Below are 13,886 nucleotides of genomic sequence, written 5' to 3' on the forward strand. Positions count from 1 at the left end.
GGGTGGTGTGAGCGCCTGCCGTGGTTTTAAGCCCGAGACCCGCCTACCGCTTCCCGTGAGCAGTCGCATCAGCGCGCTCGATGCGGTGGTGTTCGGCGTCGACATCCAGAGCGGCGACGTCCGTGGCGACGCGCCCTCCTACGCCGTGGTCGCCTTCGACGGCGAGAACTTCGACCGCGACGTGGTCTCCTACCGGAAGCTCCGGCGGCTCATCGACCGCGAGGAGCCGGCCATCGTCGCCACCGACAACGTCTACGAACTCGCCGCGGACAAGGACGCCCTCGTCCGGTTCCTGGGGAGCCTTCCCGACGAGACACGGCTGGTCCAGGTCACCGGCGACCAGCAGCCCGAACCCCTCTCGCGGGTGGCGAACCGCCACGGGGTTCCGTACGGGAAGAAGCCGATGAAGGAGGCCGAGGCCGCCGCCCGCCTCGCCGCCGCGAACGTCGGCTACGAGGTCTCCGCCTTCACCGACACCACCGAGGTGAAGGTCTCGCGCGGGCGTTCGACCGGTAGCGGTGGGTGGTCCGCGGACCGGTTCACCCGCCGGATCCACGGCTCGGTGAAGCGCCGCGCCCGCGAGGTCGCCTCCGCGCTCGACGACGCGGGACTCGACTACGAGATGGACGAGACCGAGAAGTACGGTGGGTACTCGAACGCGGTCTTCACCGTGGAAGCCCGGCCCTCGGACATCCCAGTGTCGCGGAACCGCGCGGGCGACACCCGAACCGAGATCCAGCGGGTGCGCCGTGACGGCATCGTCTTCGAGCCGCTCGCGAAGCGCCGCGACCACGTCGTGGTGGGGATCGATCCTGGTACTACTACCGCGGTCGCCATCGTGGGACTCGACGGCGGCGTGCTCGACGTCCTCAGCACCCGAACCGCCGATACCGCCCAGGTCATCGAGTGGATCATCGAGCGCGGCCGGCCGGTGGTGGTGGCCGCCGACGTCGAGCGGATGCCCTCCACGGTCGAGAAGATCCGGCGGAGCTTCTCGGCGGCGGGCTGGGTCCCCGAGACCGACCTGCCCGTGGACGAGAAACAGCACCGAACGAGGGAGGAGGGCTACGACAACGACCACGAGCGCGACGCGCTCGCCGCCGCGCTGTTCGCCTTCGACGACTACGAGAGCCGGTTCGAGCGCATCGCCCGGAAGGTCCCGGCCCGGGTCGACGTCGGCACCGTCGTCGGGCGCGTGGTCGCGGGCGAGGAGTCCGTCGAGGCCGTCCTCACGGACCTCACGGAGGAGGACGAATCCGACGAGGACGAACCCGAGCACGAACCCCGCGAGCTCACCCCCGAGGAGCGCCGTATCAAGCGGCTCGAATCGCGTGTCGAGCGCCTCGACGACCACGTCTCGGAACTGAACGACACCATCGAGGAGAAGGACGAGACCATCGCGGAGTACGAACGCGAGCTCACCGAAGCCCGGCGCGAGGAGCGCCGCGAGGCACGCGGACGCCGCGAGGTCGACCGGCTCGAACGCGAGAACGAACGGCTCGAAACCGAACTCGACGACCAGCGCGAGGCGACCGAGGCGATCGAGGCCAAGCTCGACCGGCTCAAGGAGCTCTGGCGGCTCGACCACTCGAACTTCGCGGACGTCGCCGAGGAACGACAGGGGCTCGTGCCCGTGAAACCCGTCGCGAAGTTCACGAAGAGCGCGCTCAGGGAGGCCGACGAGCGCTGGGAGCTCACGACCGGCGACGTCTGTTACCTCCGGGACGCGAGCGGTGCGGGCCGTTCGACCGCCGAGACGCTCGCCGAGCGCGAGCCGCGTATCGTCCTGAAGCAGGGCGGCCTCTCGGAGGTCGCCCGCGAGGTGCTGTTCGAACACGACATACCCACTGCGCCCGCCGACGAGGTCACCATCGAGGAGCTCGACGACCTCGCGGTCGCCCGCGAGAGCGAGGTCGAGGCCGCCATCGAGGGTTGGCGCGAGCGCGCCGACGAACGGCAGAAGGAGCGAAACGAGTCGATGGTCGACCAAGTCATCAGCGAGCACCGCGCCGAACGTGGCGAGGGGGCCTGACCCCACGAACTGGCGACGAACGCGTGGAGACCGCGACGAGGGATTCTCGACCCAACACCGATAAATTTTTGTTGATTTCAGAAACTTGAAAAAGCATGTTCGCGCTTCAGATACCGGGCATCCCGGGCGGTCCAGAGGTCCTCGTCATCCTGCTCGTCCTCGTCGTGGTGTTCGGCCTCGTCGGCCGATGGGTCTACCGCGACGCGAAAAAGCAGGGGAGTGAGTGGGCGTGGCAGTGGGGCGTCGGTGTTGGCGTGCTCTTCCTGTTCGGTTTCGCCCCCGGACTGCTCGGCTTGGTCATCTATCTCCTCGTGGTGCGGCGATAGCCCGGGTCGAGGGGAACGCTTTCGTCGGTGCTCGCCCACGAGTGAGTCGTGTCCCTCCCCCTCCAGATCCCCGGCATGCCGGGCGGGGCCGACCCGCTGGGGCTCGCGATCCTCCTCGTGGGCTGTGCGCTCGCCGCGTGGGTCGTCTACCGTGACGCGAGCCGCCGTGGCATCGGCTACGCCTGGCAGGCCGGCGTCGCGGTCGGCGCGCTGCTGTTCGCCGGGCTGATACCCGGACTGCTGGCGCTCGCGGTCTACGTTCTCGTCGTCCGGCGCTAGAACAGCCCGTCCATCCCGAACGCCGAGAGCACGCCGGAGAGGAGTCCACGAGCCACCAGCACGAGCCCCACGAGGACGAGCGCGAGGCCGCCGGCGACGACCGGGGCGACGGAGGTGATGACACCGATCCCGACGAGACAGCAGAGAACACCGGCGATACCGGCGAGGCCGAGTTTGTCGAACATAGGGGTTCGTCCCCCGCGAGGGGTTTAATCCCGATCATCCCGAGCGATTCGCGGTGCTCGTGGTGCTTCGCCGCGATCTTTCCAACCCTCGCGGTTCGTGCTGTGGATTTAAACCGCTCGCCGCCGAACTCCTCCTATGACACGCAGCCACACCGACCGTCCTCCACGGGAGGCGTATAGCTCATCGTAGACCACAACGGTTTCACACGGCGGCATCGCGCTCACTCGGTTTCGCCTCGTTCGCGGTACGATCTCTCGGTTCTGCCTGGCACCACAATCGCACCAAAACGCCGTCGGGAGGTCGAATAGCCGATGAGTGACGAGTACAGCCTGATCGATAGCGAGGGAGCCGAGGAACCCGGCGACGAGTGGGAGAACCTCGACGTTTCGGATACCGACGTCGACCGCGCCGGCCGCCGCGCCGACCGTGAGTTCTCGAAGTTCAGGGAACGGATCAAGGACGCCGACCAGTTCAAGGTCGAGGGCGGCGTCTTCGACGAGGCCACCCTGCTCGCGCTCTATCGGCTCGTCCACCATGGCCACGTCGACGCCTTCGGGGGGCCGATCTCCACCGGCAAGGAGGCCCACGTCTTCCTCGCGGCCGGACCCGATGCGGACGTGGCGGTCAAGATCTACCGAATCAACGCGAGCGACTTCACCCAGATGCGCCGCTACCTCGAGGGCGACCCCCGATTCGACGACATCGGCGGCAAGAAGAAGAAGGTCGTCCTCGCGTGGGTCACGAAGGAGTTCGCGAACCTCAAGCGCGCCCAGGCGGCGGGGGTTCGAGTGCCGAACCCGATCGCCGTCGAGCGAAACGTCCTCGTGATGGAGTTCTTGGGGGCCGACGGGGTACGCGCCAGACGGCTCGGCGAGGTCGAGGTCGAGAACCCGGAGACCGCCTACGAGGTCGTCCGGGAGTACATGTACCGTCTCTACGACGCCGGACTGGTCCACGGCGACCTCTCCGAGTACAACGTCGTGGTCCACGATTCCCAGTTGTGGGTCATCGACCTCGGCCAGGCGGTGACGGTCCATCACCCCAACAGTCGGGAGTTCCTCGAACGCGACTGCGAGAACGTGGCGAACTTCTTCGCGCGCCAGGGCCTCGAAGTCACGGGCGAGGAGTTGCTCGCCCACGTGACGGCCGCGCGCGAAGACTGATTACCTCGGCGGTCGTTTCTTCGGCATGAACCCGTCCGTCCGGAGTGCGACGACCGACGACATCCCCGGGATCCAGCGCGTGGCGGACGCCGCGTGGCGGGCGAGCTACGGCGATTTCCTCGCCGAACGAGTCATCGAGACCATCCTCGACGACTGGTATTCGACCGACCAGCTCGAGACCACCATCGAGAACGCCCGGACGGTCTACCTCGTCGCCGAGACCGACGAGGAGGTGGTGGGCTACGCGAGCGCCGCCCCGACCGCGAACGAGGAGGGCCAACTCTACGCGATCTACGTCGACCCCGACCACTGGGATGGCGGGGCGGGCACCGCGCTCCTCGACGAGGTGCTCGACCGTCTCTCGGACCGCGGCGTCTCACGGCTCCGCGTGGAGGTGCTCGGCGACAACACGGTCGGGGTGTCGTTCTACGAATCCCGCGGCTTCGAGCGAACCAGCGAACGCAACCGGGCGGTCGGCGACCGCACGTATCCGGAGTTCGTCTACTACCGCGACGTCTGAGCGGGATGAGTCGATGGTTCACGGACGGCCAGCGAGCGCGACCGGGCGCTATCGCGGGTGGGATTCAGGTAGAATTTCGCTTCTGTTCGATGCGTGTATTCGGACTCCAACACTATCCCACCACGCACCACGATCCTCCCCAACCGATTCGCTCCGCTCGCTAACGCTCGCTCCGCTCATCCCACGCCGATTCGCGCCCGGTGCTCACTGCGGCTCACGGCTCACTTCGTTCACCGTTCGCATCGAGGTCCTCGCTTCGCTCGGACCTCGCCGTTCGCACACGGACGACGAGCGCGCGCCGTCCGTGACGGCACCGCACCCGCTCGCCCGCTACGGATATTCGTCGAGCACGTCTCGGATCGCCCATCTCGCCCGCTGCGAAGAATTGAAACCCGTCTATTCCGTAGCGGGCGCATGCAACACGTGACGATTCCGCAGGACCGTATCGGCGTGCTGATCGGCGAGGGCGGCGCGACGATGCGCGAGATCGAGGAGGAGGCCGAGATCCGGCTGGATATCGACTCCGAGACGGGCTCGGTCGGCGTCGAGACCGTCGGCGACCCGGTGCAGGGGCTCAAAGGCCCGGACATCGTGAAGGCCATCGGCCGAGGCTTCGCGCCCGAGGAGGCGCTGACGCTGCTCGACGACGACGTGATGACCCTCCAGATCGTCGACGTCGAGTCCGCGACCCGCAACAAGAACGACCTCACGCGACAGAAGGGCCGCCTGATCGGCGAGAACGGCCGGACCCGTCAGTTGATGGAGGAGCTCTCGGGCGCTTCGGTCGTGATCTACGGCACGACGGTGGGGATCATCGGCCTCCCGCAGGCCGTCGAGGTGGTCCGGAACGCGGTCGAGATGATTCTGGATGGCGCACCCCACGGCGCGGTCTACTCCTACCTCGAACGCAAACACAACGAGCTCAAGAACCCCGGGATGGAGTACCACCAGTTCACCGGCTGATCCGACTCCGAGATGCCCCCTCGCGCGGGACCGGCGCGGCGCTTAAACCACTGCCTGTCATTCGGTTCGCATGAGCGCGATCGATGCCGAGAACGTCGTCGTCACCTACGCCGACGGCACCGAGGCGGTCCGCGGGGTGGACCTCGAAGTGCCCGAGGGCGAGTTCTTCGGCTTTCTGGGACCCAACGGTGCGGGGAAGACCACGACGATCAAGACCTTCACGACCCTGCTGCGCCCGACTGGCGGGACCGTAACGGTCAACGGCTTCGACGTGGCGAGCGAGGCCCAGTCGGTTCGCGAGTCGATCGGCTACATGGCCCAGCACACCAGCGTCGACGAGGAACTCACCGCGCGCGAGAACATCCGCTTCGCCTGCGAGGCCTACGGCGTGCCGCGCGCCGAGCGCGCCGACCGGATCGACGAACTCCTCGACCTCGTGGACCTGGCCGACGTCGCCGACAAGGAGGCGAGCGAGTTCTCGGGCGGGATGAAGAAACGCCTCGACGTGGCGACCGCGCTGGTTCACGAACCGCCGCTGGTCTTCCTCGACGAACCGACGACGGGACTGGACCCGAAGGCACGGATCCGCCTCTGGGAGTACTTCCGGGAGATCAACCGCCAGGGAACCACCGTCTTCCTCACGACCCAGTACCTCGAAGAGGCCGACGAACTCTGTGACCGGCTCTCGGTGATCCAAGACGGCAAGATCGTCGCCACCGACGCGCCCGACGCGCTCAAATCCCAGGTCGGCGGCGACGTGCTGGAGGTCACCATCGAGGACGCGACCGAGGACCAGAAAGAACGCGCCCGCGAGGTGGCCCACGAGTCCGGTCTGTTCGCCGACGGAACCATCGAGACCACCGAGGACGGCCTCTCGATCGCCGCCGAGAACGCCCGTCGGGCGGGCACCGACCTCCTGGTGGCGCTCCGTGATGCCGGCTTCACCGTGACCGGCTTCGACATCCGATCGCCGACGCTCGACGACGTCTTCCTCGCCATCACCGGCGAACCCGCGGAGGATGCAGACGACGCGGACGAGGGATCCGAGGCCGAACCCGTCGCGTCGGGGGCCGCTCGATGACCGCGGCGGACGGGTCGGTCGAGGCCGACACCGAAGCCGGGACAGGAGCCGCCGGAAGCGCCCGCCGGACCACCCACTCCAACGGCTTCCTCACGGACGTCTGGATCAACCTCAAACGCTGGATCGTCAAGACCACCCGCAACCCGTTCGTGATCTTCGGCTCGCTGGTCCAGCCGATCCTCTTCCTCGTGCTCTTCACCGCCGTCTTCGGCCAGGTCACCGGCGGCGCGCTGACGCAGGCGCTCGGCGAGGACGTGAGCTACGTCACCTACCTCGTGCCGGCGATCGTGATCCAGTCGGCGCTGGTGGCGGCCGCCGGCTCCGGGATCGGGCTGGTCGACGACATGGAGAACGGGATGTTCGAGAAGGTTCTAGTCTCGCCGATCAACCGCGGCGCGATGTTCCTCGGGAAGGCGCTCTCCGAGGTCGTCCGGATCGTGATCCAGACGGTCATCATCCTCGGGCTCGGCTACCTCCTCGTCTGGCTCGACACCGGTGGGTCGCTCGGGAGCTACATCCGAACCGGGTTCCTCGGCGCGGTCGGGGTCGTCGTGGTGGCGGTGGTCTTCGCGATCTGGTTCACGGCCTTCTCGAACATCGTGGCGCTCGTGACGCGGGACCAGGAGTCGACGATCATCGGCGCGAACCTCCTCCAGTTCCCCCTCCTCTTCGTGTCGAGCGCGTTCCTCCCGGTGAGCGTCCTCCCCGGGTGGGTCCGAACCCTCGCGACGGTCAACCCGATCACCTACGGCGTCGACGCCGCGCGCGTCCTGATGCTCGGCGAGAACGTCCCCTCGGTGCTCGATATCACGGCGTTCGGCGGGGTCTGGAACGTCCTGCTCCCGTCGCTCGCCATCCTGCTCGCGCTCGACCTCGTGCTCGGCGCGATAGCGGTCAGGTCCCTGAACCGGGCGTCGAGTTCGGCGACGTAGGGTTTCGATTAGAGCTCGTAACGCTCGCCGTCGACCGCGAGCGGCTCCTCGAACGCTTCCTCTACTGGGTAGAAGTGGGCGGTGTGGACCAGTCGCGTCTCGCTCGCGTCGAGTTCGTCGGCCAGCGCGAGCGCGCCCTCGCGGGTCATGTGTTTGGTGGCGAACGTGCGGGGCACTCCCTCCTCGTCGTAGTGGTCGCCGCCGGCGGGGTGGCCCTCGCACATCGACGCGGGAACGATCGCTTCGGCCAGCAGGAGGTCGGGGTCGGCGAGGCGTGCGCGCGACTCGTCGGGGATCCCGAAGTTGGTGTCGCCGGTGATGGAGAGCTTCGCGTTCGCGGACTCGATCACGACGCCGTAACAGACGAGCGGCGGGTGTTCGACGGGCACCAGCGTCACCGAGAGGCCACAGACCTCGAACGACTCGAAGGGGGCGTGGCCGTGGACCGTGACCTGGTCGAGGTAGTCGTACCGGTCGGCCACGCCCTCGGCGACGCTCTCGCCGGTCTTCGGGTCGGTCTCGTTCGCGGCGTGTACGGGCAGGTCCGAGAGCACCCGGAAGGCGTTGCCGAGGCCGTCGACGTGGTCGAAGTGGATGTGGGTGATCAGGGCGGCGTCGGGCAGGGCGACGTCGTTCGTGAGGAACTGGTGTCTGAAGTCCGGGCTGCAGTCGATCAGGAGCGATTCATCCGTTCGCTCGTTGCGGACGTGGACCGAGAACCGGCTCCGCTCGACGCCGCGCTCGCGGGCCGCCGTGCAGGTCTCACAGTCACAGCCCACCGTCGGGGTCCCGGTGGTGTCGCCGGTCCCGAGCAGCGTGACCTCCATCTCAGTGGTCGTGGTCGTGACTGTGATCGTGGTCGTGTCCGTCGTGGTCGTGACCGCCGCCGTCGGCGCTGATGTCGCCACCGGCCACGAGCGCGTCGTGGTCGCCCTCGATCATGTCGAGGTCTTTCAAACTATCGCGCTCCTCGAAGTCCTGGACCGCGGCTTCGAGGTCGGCCTGGGTCAGCACGGTTCGCTCCTCGGTCAGCGCGTCGAGCACCGCCTCGCGAAGCACGAGTCTGAGGTCGCTGCCGGTGAGACCCTCGGTGTCGGCGGCGAGCGCCTCGGGGTCGAAGTCCTCGATCTCCATCTCCTGGGTGATTATCCGGAGGATGTCCGAGCGCATCAGCGAGTCGGGCTTCGGGAAGTTCACGATCTCGTCGAAGCGCCGCCACGCCGCCGCGTCGAGCTGGTCCGGGTGGTTGGTCGCGCCGATGAGGAGCACCTCGTCGTTGATCAGGCTGATCTCGTCGATCGACTTCAGGAGGGTGTTGACCGCGCGCTTGAGCGCGACGTGTTCGTCGGAGTTCCTGGTCTTGGCGACGAAGTCGAACTCGTCGATGAAGAGGATACACGGCGAGAGACGTTTGGCGACCTCGAAGGTCTTCTCGACGTTTTTCGCGGTCTCGCCGAGATACTGACTCGTCACCATCGAGAGTTTGACCTCCACGAACGGGAGATCGAGTTCGTGGGCGAGCGCACGCGAGGTCGTGGTTTTGCCCGTTCCCGGCGGCCCCACGTAGAGGAGCTTCCCGATCTCGCGCAGGCCGATCTGGGCGAGGTAGTCGCGGTGTTCGATCGCCTTCATTATCTTCTGGATCTCGTTCTTCTGGTCCGCGGTCAACACGAGGTCGTCGAGGGTCATCTCGACCTCCTCGGGCGCGCGGATCTCCACGAGGTCGAGCATCTCCTCGTCCTCCTCCTCGTCGAAGTACTCCTCCAGCAGGCTGTCGATCCAGACGCGGTCGGCGTGCATCGGCCGGTTCGCCTCGCGGGCGGTCTCGTAGTCGACCCCCTCGACGTCGATCGCCGCCGCGAGCGTCGGGTTCGCCAGCAGCCGGTCGGCGTCGGCGCGGTCGGCGAACCACTCGGTCGCCATCTCGTGTTCGGAGAGGGTGATCGAGCCCGCGAAGTCGTCGTGGTCGGTGAACATCAGCCCCGAGACCGCCCCCCACGGGTCGCCGACGCCGGTGGCCTCGCGGGCGTTGGTCTCGTTCGCGGTGAGCGGGCGCTCGATCCCGCCGCCGTCCCAGAGCGCGCGCCGGTAGGCCGGCGGGAGGTCGTCGGGGTCGCGGTCGCGGTCGTTGTTGTAGATGTGCGTCGTGAGGAGAAATTCGACGACGTCCAGTTCCGAACTGCTCATTCCGGGCCGTTAGCAGTTCCGAACGAATAAGACCGTCGAAGCGCGGCTCGGACCACGTAAACCACAATGAAAGAACGGCGAGTTTAGGTGGGATTTAACCGGATTCGGCCCCGAAACGGGGGTATGGCCGACACCACTCCGGTGGTCGTGGCGGCGTATCGAACGGCCCAGGGCAAGGAGGACGGCGTGTTCTCGGAGGTCCGGAGCGAGGACCTCTCGATCCCGTTGATCAACGAGATCCTCGCCGAGACGGGGCTCGCGGGCGACGACGTCGACGACCTGATGTGGGGTTGTGCCCAGCAGCGCGGCGAGCAGGGCAACAACGTCGCGCGGGTCATCTCGTTGCTCTCGGATCTGGGCGAGTCGGTCCCCGCGACGACGATCAACCGCTGGTGTGCCTCCTCGGCCCAGTCGATCATCTCGGCCTCGGACGCGATCCGGGCGGGCCAGCGCGACGCCGTCCTCGCGGGCGGGGTCGAGAGCATGAGCCGGGTGAAGATGGGCCAGAACTCCCAGAACATGCACCCGCGGCTCAACGAGAACCACAACGTGGCCGCGCTCCAGATGGGGATGACCGCCGAGGAGGTCGCCGAACGCTACGACGTCACCCGCGAAGCACAGGACGAGTACGCGGCCCGTTCCCAGCAGCGCGCGGTCGAAGCAACCGAGGAGGGCCGCTTCGACGACGAGATCGTCCCCGTCGACAACGGCGAGGAGACGATCGACACCGACGAGGGGCTCCGACCGGGAACCACCGCCGAGAAGCTCGCCGACCTCCCCACCGTCTTCAAATCCAAGGGCACGGTGACGCCGGGCAACGCCTCGCAGGTCTCCGACGGCGCGGCGGCGACGCTGATCACCAGCCGCGCGTTCGCCGACGACCACGGGCTCGACGTGCTGGCCGAGGTCGGGGGCAATAACGTCGCAGGCGTCGAGCCCGAGGTGATGGGTATCGGTCCCGTGCCCGCCACGCGAGGGCTGCTCGACCGCGTCGGCCGGGAGATCGACGACTACGGGCTGGTCGAGCTCAACGAGGCGTTCGCCTCCCAGACCCTCTACAGTCAGCGCGAACTCGGCATCGACGACGAGATCTTCAACGTCAACGGCGGCGCGATCGCGATCGGCCACCCGCTCGGGGCGAGCGGCGCGCGTCTCCCGGTGACGTTGATCCACGAGATGGCAAAGCGAGACGTCGACCGCGGGATCGCGACCGAGTGCGTCGGCTTCGGGCAGGGCGCGGCGATCGAGTTCTCGCGACCGTAGGTCGAGCAGGCTCGTCGCTCGACCGTTCGACCCGTCCACGAACTGTTTTTCGCGACCGTACGGCACACTCCACCGGTCTCAGTAGAGGTCGTCGAGGTCGCGTTCGACGTGGCTGTGCTCCTCGGCCGGGAACGCGCCGCTCTCGACCGCCTCGACGTACGCCGACAGTGCACTGTCCATCTCGCGCTTAACGTCGCCGAACGCCTCGGCGAACGGTGGCAGCCGGTCGCTCGTCCCGAGCACGTCGTTCACCACGAGCACCTGTCCGTCGCAGTCGGGGCCTGCGCCGATGCCGATAGTTGGGATCGCGATCTCCGCGGTGACCTGTGCCGCGAGGTTCGCGGGGACGTGTTCGAGCACCAGCGCGAACGCGCCCGCGTCGGCGTGGGCGGTCGCGAGGTCGGCGATCTCCCGGGCGGCCTCCTCGGACGTTCCCTGACGGGCGTAGCCGAGCTGGTTGACCTTCTGAGGGGTGAGCCCGAGGTGAGCCATCACCGGGACCCCGAGCTCGGCGAGCCGCTCGGTGAGGGCAACGGTGTGCGGGCCGCTCTCGAGTTTGACGGCGTGGGCGTTCGCCTCCTTCATCATCCGGCCCGCGTTCTCGATGCTCTCGGCCTCGCTCACCCCGAAGCTCAGGAAGGGCATATCAGCGATCACGAGCGTCTCGTCGGTCGCGCGAGCGACCGCGGCGGTTCGGGAGGCGACCTCGTCGACCGTCACGGGGATGGTCGAGTCGTAGCCGAGCGCCGCGTTGCCCATGCTGTCGCCGACCAGCACCGCGTCGACCCCTGCCGCCTCGCAGGCCGCCGCGGTCGGCGCGTCGTAGGCGGTCACCATCGTGAGCGGCGCGTCGCCCGCCCGGAACTCCCTGACTGTCGTCGGCATGGCGGATCCTCCACCGGCCGCCGGGGTAAACGTATCCAAACCGGCCCGATCGGACGGGTTTATGCGCTCGCGGCCCGACGAGCCCCCAGTGCCCGAACTCGTCGAGACCAGCGACCCCGAGGGGGTCGACTACGGCTGGGTGATGCAGACCACGTTCGTCCTCACCATCGTGGTCGGCGCACCCATCGTGGCGGCCCTCTCGGTCGGCACCCCGCTCGCGTCCTGGGAGTCGCGGGTCTCCTTCGCCGTCCGGGTCGGCGCGGTGGTCTGGGTGCTCGTCGCGCTCGCGGTCTACGGCTACGCCCGCCGGATGACGAGGGAGTGACTCAGAGGTTCGTCGGCCCGTCGCCGACGTAGGAAAAGCGCGTCCCGGCGCGGTCGGCGGTCGTCTCGTCGCTCGCCGAGTCCCCGACGAACAGCGTCCGCGCCGGGTCGGCGTCGAGCCCTTCGACCGCCGCCAACAGCGGTTCGGGTGCGGGTTTTCGCTCGGCCACCGAGTCCCGGCCGACGACGGTGTCGACGTGCTGGGCGAGGTCGTGAGCGTCGAGCGCGATCCGGCAGGCCGCCTCGCAGTTGAGGGAACAGACGCCCGTCGGCAGCCCATGGTCGATGCTGTCGGCGAGCGGGAGCCGGGTCGAGGCGTGTGCGCCGTCGCGCTCGGCGGCCGCGATCATCGATTCCACGCCGGAGACCCCCGCCGCCTCGGCCACGTCGAGCAGGTCCCACGCGTCGCGGTCGCCGGGGTCGAGACCTTCCTCTCGCAGGACAGCCTGGATCTCGGTGTCGAGTTCGGCCCAATCGACCGCGAGGCGAACCAGGGTGCCATCCAGGTCGTAGACGACCGCCTCGACGTCCGCGGGGATCGCGACGGTGCCGGGGTCGAAGAGTCGATCATCCGTCATCGGTCGAGGACCTCGCGGGCGATGACGTCCTTCTGGATCTCCGAGGTCCCCTCGTAGATCGGCAGGATCTTGGCGTCGCGGTAGAGCCGCTCGACCCCACCTTCCGTGGTGTAGCCGTAGCCGCCGTGGATCTGAACGGCTTCGTTCGTCACCGACACCGCCGTCTCGCTCGCGGCGTACTTCGCCATGCTCGCCGCTTCTCGATAGTCCTCGCCCGCGTCGGCCCGCCGGGCCGCGTCCCGCACGAGGAGCCGTGCGGCCTGGGTGTCGGTTCGCATCTCCGCGAGTTTGTGGCGGATGGTCTGAATGTCGCCGATGGGACCGCCGAACTGCTCGCGCTCGCCGGCGTACGCGACCGACTCGTCGAGGGCGTGCTGTGCGAGCCCGACGGACTGGGCGGCGATGGCGATCCGCCCGCCAGTCAGGATCGAGAGCGCCGCCGAGAGCCCGCGTCCGACCTCCGTGAGTCGGTTCTCCGCGGGGATCCTCGCGTCGTCGAAGGTCAGGGTGGTGGTGTCGCTCGCCCGGAGGCCGAGTTTCTCCTCCTTCTTGCCGACGCCGAGACCGTCGGTGTCCTTCGGCACCACGAACTGCGTGATCGTACTCTCGTCATCGCGGTCGGTCTTCGCGAAGAGAATCACCACGCCCGAGCGTTCGCCGCTGGTGATCCACTGCTTCTCGCCGTCGATGACGTACTCCTCGACCTCGCCGTCCGATCCCTCGATAGGCTTCGCCTGCGTCGTCATCGCCGCGGGGTTCGAGCCCGCGTGGGGTTCCGAGAGCGCGAACGCACCCACCGGTCTTCCACCGCTCATCTCGGGGAGCCAGCGCTCGCGCTGGGCCTCGTCGCCGAACTCCGCGAGACAGGAGGTGGCGAGACAGTGGACCGAGAGCGCGGTCGCCACCGCGAGGGTGCCGCCCGCGAGCTCCTCGTTCACCAGCGCGTAGGTCACCGAATCCGCGTCGAAGCCGCCGTACTCCTCGGGGGTCGTCAGCCCGGTGAGGTCGAGGTCGGCGAGGTCGTCCCAGACGTCCTCGGGGAACGATTCCTCCCGGTCGGCGCGCGCTGCGACCGGGCGGATCTCCTCGCGGGCGAACTCCCGGACGGTGTCCCGGATCGCGCGCTGTTCGGCGGTGAGGTTCATGCCCCGCCCTCGGCGGCGGGCC

At 68.1% G+C, this 13,886-nt stretch carries 16 protein-coding genes; 10 read left to right on the plus strand and 6 right to left on the minus strand.

The features are described 5' to 3' along the window. The first annotated feature begins 55 nt into the window (after positions 1–55). The 3 genes from GT355_RS14440 (at position 56) to GT355_RS14450 (ending at position 2,637) form a co-directional block, all read left to right on the plus strand. The gene (locus GT355_RS14440) at positions 56–2,032 is read left to right on the plus strand and encodes a DUF460 domain-containing protein (protein ID WP_160135275.1); all 1,977 of its coding nucleotides are present in this window, start codon (positions 56–58) and stop codon (positions 2,030–2,032) included. 95 nt (positions 2,033–2,127) lie between these two features. Continuing rightward, a complete protein-coding gene (locus tag GT355_RS14445) occupies positions 2,128–2,358 on the plus strand; it encodes a hypothetical protein (RefSeq protein WP_160135276.1) in 231 nt (76 codons plus the stop codon). Between the two features lie 48 nt (positions 2,359–2,406). Then, a complete protein-coding gene (locus tag GT355_RS14450) occupies positions 2,407–2,637 on the plus strand; it encodes a hypothetical protein (protein ID WP_240145827.1) in 231 nt (76 codons plus the stop codon). Here GT355_RS14450 and GT355_RS14455 read toward each other — a convergent pair. Beyond that, positions 2,634–2,822 (minus strand): DUF7470 family protein, encoded by a 189-nt coding sequence (locus GT355_RS14455; RefSeq protein WP_160135277.1) that lies wholly within the window; start codon positions 2,820–2,822, stop codon positions 2,634–2,636. The two genes, GT355_RS14450 and GT355_RS14455, sit on opposite strands and share 4 nt — an antisense overlap. Positions 2,823–3,134: 312 nt before the next feature. Between GT355_RS14455 and rio1 the strand changes: the two genes are divergently transcribed. The 5 genes from rio1 (at position 3,135) to GT355_RS14480 (ending at position 7,482) form a co-directional block, all read left to right on the plus strand. After that, on the plus strand, positions 3,135–3,986 hold the full coding sequence (rio1, locus tag GT355_RS14460; RefSeq protein WP_160135278.1) for a serine/threonine-protein kinase Rio1: 852 nt from the start codon (positions 3,135–3,137) through the stop codon (positions 3,984–3,986). A gap of 25 nt (positions 3,987–4,011) precedes the next feature. Further along, positions 4,012–4,506, plus strand: coding sequence for a GNAT family N-acetyltransferase (locus GT355_RS14465; protein WP_160135279.1), 495 nt, complete (start codon positions 4,012–4,014; stop codon positions 4,504–4,506). 414 nt (positions 4,507–4,920) lie between these two features. Beyond that, a complete protein-coding gene (locus GT355_RS14470) occupies positions 4,921–5,469 on the plus strand; it encodes a KH domain-containing protein (protein ID WP_120074396.1) in 549 nt (182 codons plus the stop codon). Positions 5,470–5,539: 70 nt separating this feature from the next. Beyond that, complete coding sequence (locus GT355_RS14475) at positions 5,540–6,550, plus strand: ATP-binding cassette domain-containing protein (RefSeq protein WP_160135280.1); 1,011 nt, start codon at positions 5,540–5,542, stop codon at positions 6,548–6,550. Next, positions 6,547–7,482 carry an ABC transporter permease gene (locus tag GT355_RS14480; protein WP_160135281.1) on the plus strand — a complete coding sequence of 312 codons (936 nt, stop codon included), beginning with the start codon at positions 6,547–6,549 and terminating at the stop codon, positions 7,480–7,482. Before GT355_RS14475 ends, GT355_RS14480 begins: the two co-directional genes overlap by 4 nt. Before the next feature lie 8 nt (positions 7,483–7,490). On the opposite strand, the gene GT355_RS14485 is transcribed toward GT355_RS14480, so the two are convergent. After that, a complete protein-coding gene (locus GT355_RS14485) occupies positions 7,491–8,309 on the minus strand; it encodes an MBL fold metallo-hydrolase (protein ID WP_160135367.1) in 819 nt (272 codons plus the stop codon). Between the two features lies 1 nt (position 8,310). Continuing rightward, a complete protein-coding gene (locus GT355_RS14490) occupies positions 8,311–9,669 on the minus strand; it encodes an ATP-binding protein (RefSeq protein WP_160135282.1) in 1,359 nt (452 codons plus the stop codon). Positions 9,670–9,792: 123 nt separating this feature from the next. Between GT355_RS14490 and GT355_RS14495 the strand changes: the two genes are divergently transcribed. Beyond that, positions 9,793–10,932: a thiolase family protein gene (locus tag GT355_RS14495; protein ID WP_160135283.1), complete on the plus strand. Its 1,140-nt coding sequence runs from the start codon at positions 9,793–9,795 to the stop codon at positions 10,930–10,932. A gap of 78 nt (positions 10,933–11,010) precedes the next feature. Here the strand turns inward: GT355_RS14495 and panB are convergent, their stop codons facing one another. Then, positions 11,011–11,817, minus strand: coding sequence for a 3-methyl-2-oxobutanoate hydroxymethyltransferase (gene panB / locus GT355_RS14500; RefSeq protein ID WP_160135284.1), 807 nt, complete (start codon positions 11,815–11,817; stop codon positions 11,011–11,013). Between the two features lie 88 nt (positions 11,818–11,905). Between panB and GT355_RS14505 the strand changes: the two genes are divergently transcribed. Beyond that, positions 11,906–12,142: a DUF5822 domain-containing protein gene (locus tag GT355_RS14505; RefSeq protein ID WP_120074408.1), complete on the plus strand. Its 237-nt coding sequence runs from the start codon at positions 11,906–11,908 to the stop codon at positions 12,140–12,142. Position 12,143: 1 nt separating this feature from the next. Here the strand turns inward: GT355_RS14505 and GT355_RS14510 are convergent, their stop codons facing one another. Together GT355_RS14510 and GT355_RS14515 are read right to left on the minus strand one after the other, a co-directional pair. Continuing rightward, positions 12,144–12,719 (minus strand): HAD family hydrolase, encoded by a 576-nt coding sequence (locus tag GT355_RS14510; protein ID WP_160135285.1) that lies wholly within the window; start codon positions 12,717–12,719, stop codon positions 12,144–12,146. Continuing rightward, entirely contained in the window at positions 12,716–13,864 is a 1,149-nt protein-coding gene (locus GT355_RS14515) for an acyl-CoA dehydrogenase family protein (RefSeq protein ID WP_160135286.1), read from the minus strand. The genes GT355_RS14510 and GT355_RS14515 overlap by 4 nt, the downstream gene beginning before the upstream one ends. Positions 13,865–13,886: the final 22 nt, after the last annotated feature.

Origin of the sequence: Halococcus salsus, assembly GCF_009900715.1 — an archaeon.
GTDB lineage: Archaea > Halobacteriota > Halobacteria > Halobacteriales > Halococcaceae > Halococcus > Halococcus salsus.

What these genes read in the sequence shown, in the direction of transcription:
- GT355_RS14445 (WP_160135276.1), top strand. Translation starts at nt 2,128, where the DNA reads ATGTTCGCGCTTCAGATACCGGGCATCCCGGGCGGTCCAGAGGTCCTC.
- GT355_RS14455 (WP_160135277.1), bottom strand. Translation starts at nt 2,822, where the DNA reads ATGTTCGACAAACTCGGCCTCGCCGGTATCGCCGGTGTTCTCTGCTGT.
- rio1 (WP_160135278.1), top strand. Translation starts at nt 3,135, where the DNA reads ATGAGTGACGAGTACAGCCTGATCGATAGCGAGGGAGCCGAGGAACCC.
- GT355_RS14465 (WP_160135279.1), top strand. Translation starts at nt 4,012, where the DNA reads ATGAACCCGTCCGTCCGGAGTGCGACGACCGACGACATCCCCGGGATC.
- GT355_RS14470 (WP_120074396.1), top strand. Translation starts at nt 4,921, where the DNA reads ATGCAACACGTGACGATTCCGCAGGACCGTATCGGCGTGCTGATCGGC.
- GT355_RS14475 (WP_160135280.1), top strand. Translation starts at nt 5,540, where the DNA reads ATGAGCGCGATCGATGCCGAGAACGTCGTCGTCACCTACGCCGACGGC.
- GT355_RS14480 (WP_160135281.1), top strand. Translation starts at nt 6,547, where the DNA reads ATGACCGCGGCGGACGGGTCGGTCGAGGCCGACACCGAAGCCGGGACA.
- GT355_RS14485 (WP_160135367.1), bottom strand. Translation starts at nt 8,309, where the DNA reads ATGGAGGTCACGCTGCTCGGGACCGGCGACACCACCGGGACCCCGACG.
- GT355_RS14490 (WP_160135282.1), bottom strand. Translation starts at nt 9,669, where the DNA reads ATGAGCAGTTCGGAACTGGACGTCGTCGAATTTCTCCTCACGACGCAC.
- GT355_RS14495 (WP_160135283.1), top strand. Translation starts at nt 9,793, where the DNA reads ATGGCCGACACCACTCCGGTGGTCGTGGCGGCGTATCGAACGGCCCAG.
- panB (WP_160135284.1), bottom strand. Translation starts at nt 11,817, where the DNA reads ATGCCGACGACAGTCAGGGAGTTCCGGGCGGGCGACGCGCCGCTCACG.
- GT355_RS14510 (WP_160135285.1), bottom strand. Translation starts at nt 12,719, where the DNA reads ATGACGGATGATCGACTCTTCGACCCCGGCACCGTCGCGATCCCCGCG.
- GT355_RS14515 (WP_160135286.1), bottom strand. Translation starts at nt 13,864, where the DNA reads ATGAACCTCACCGCCGAACAGCGCGCGATCCGGGACACCGTCCGGGAG.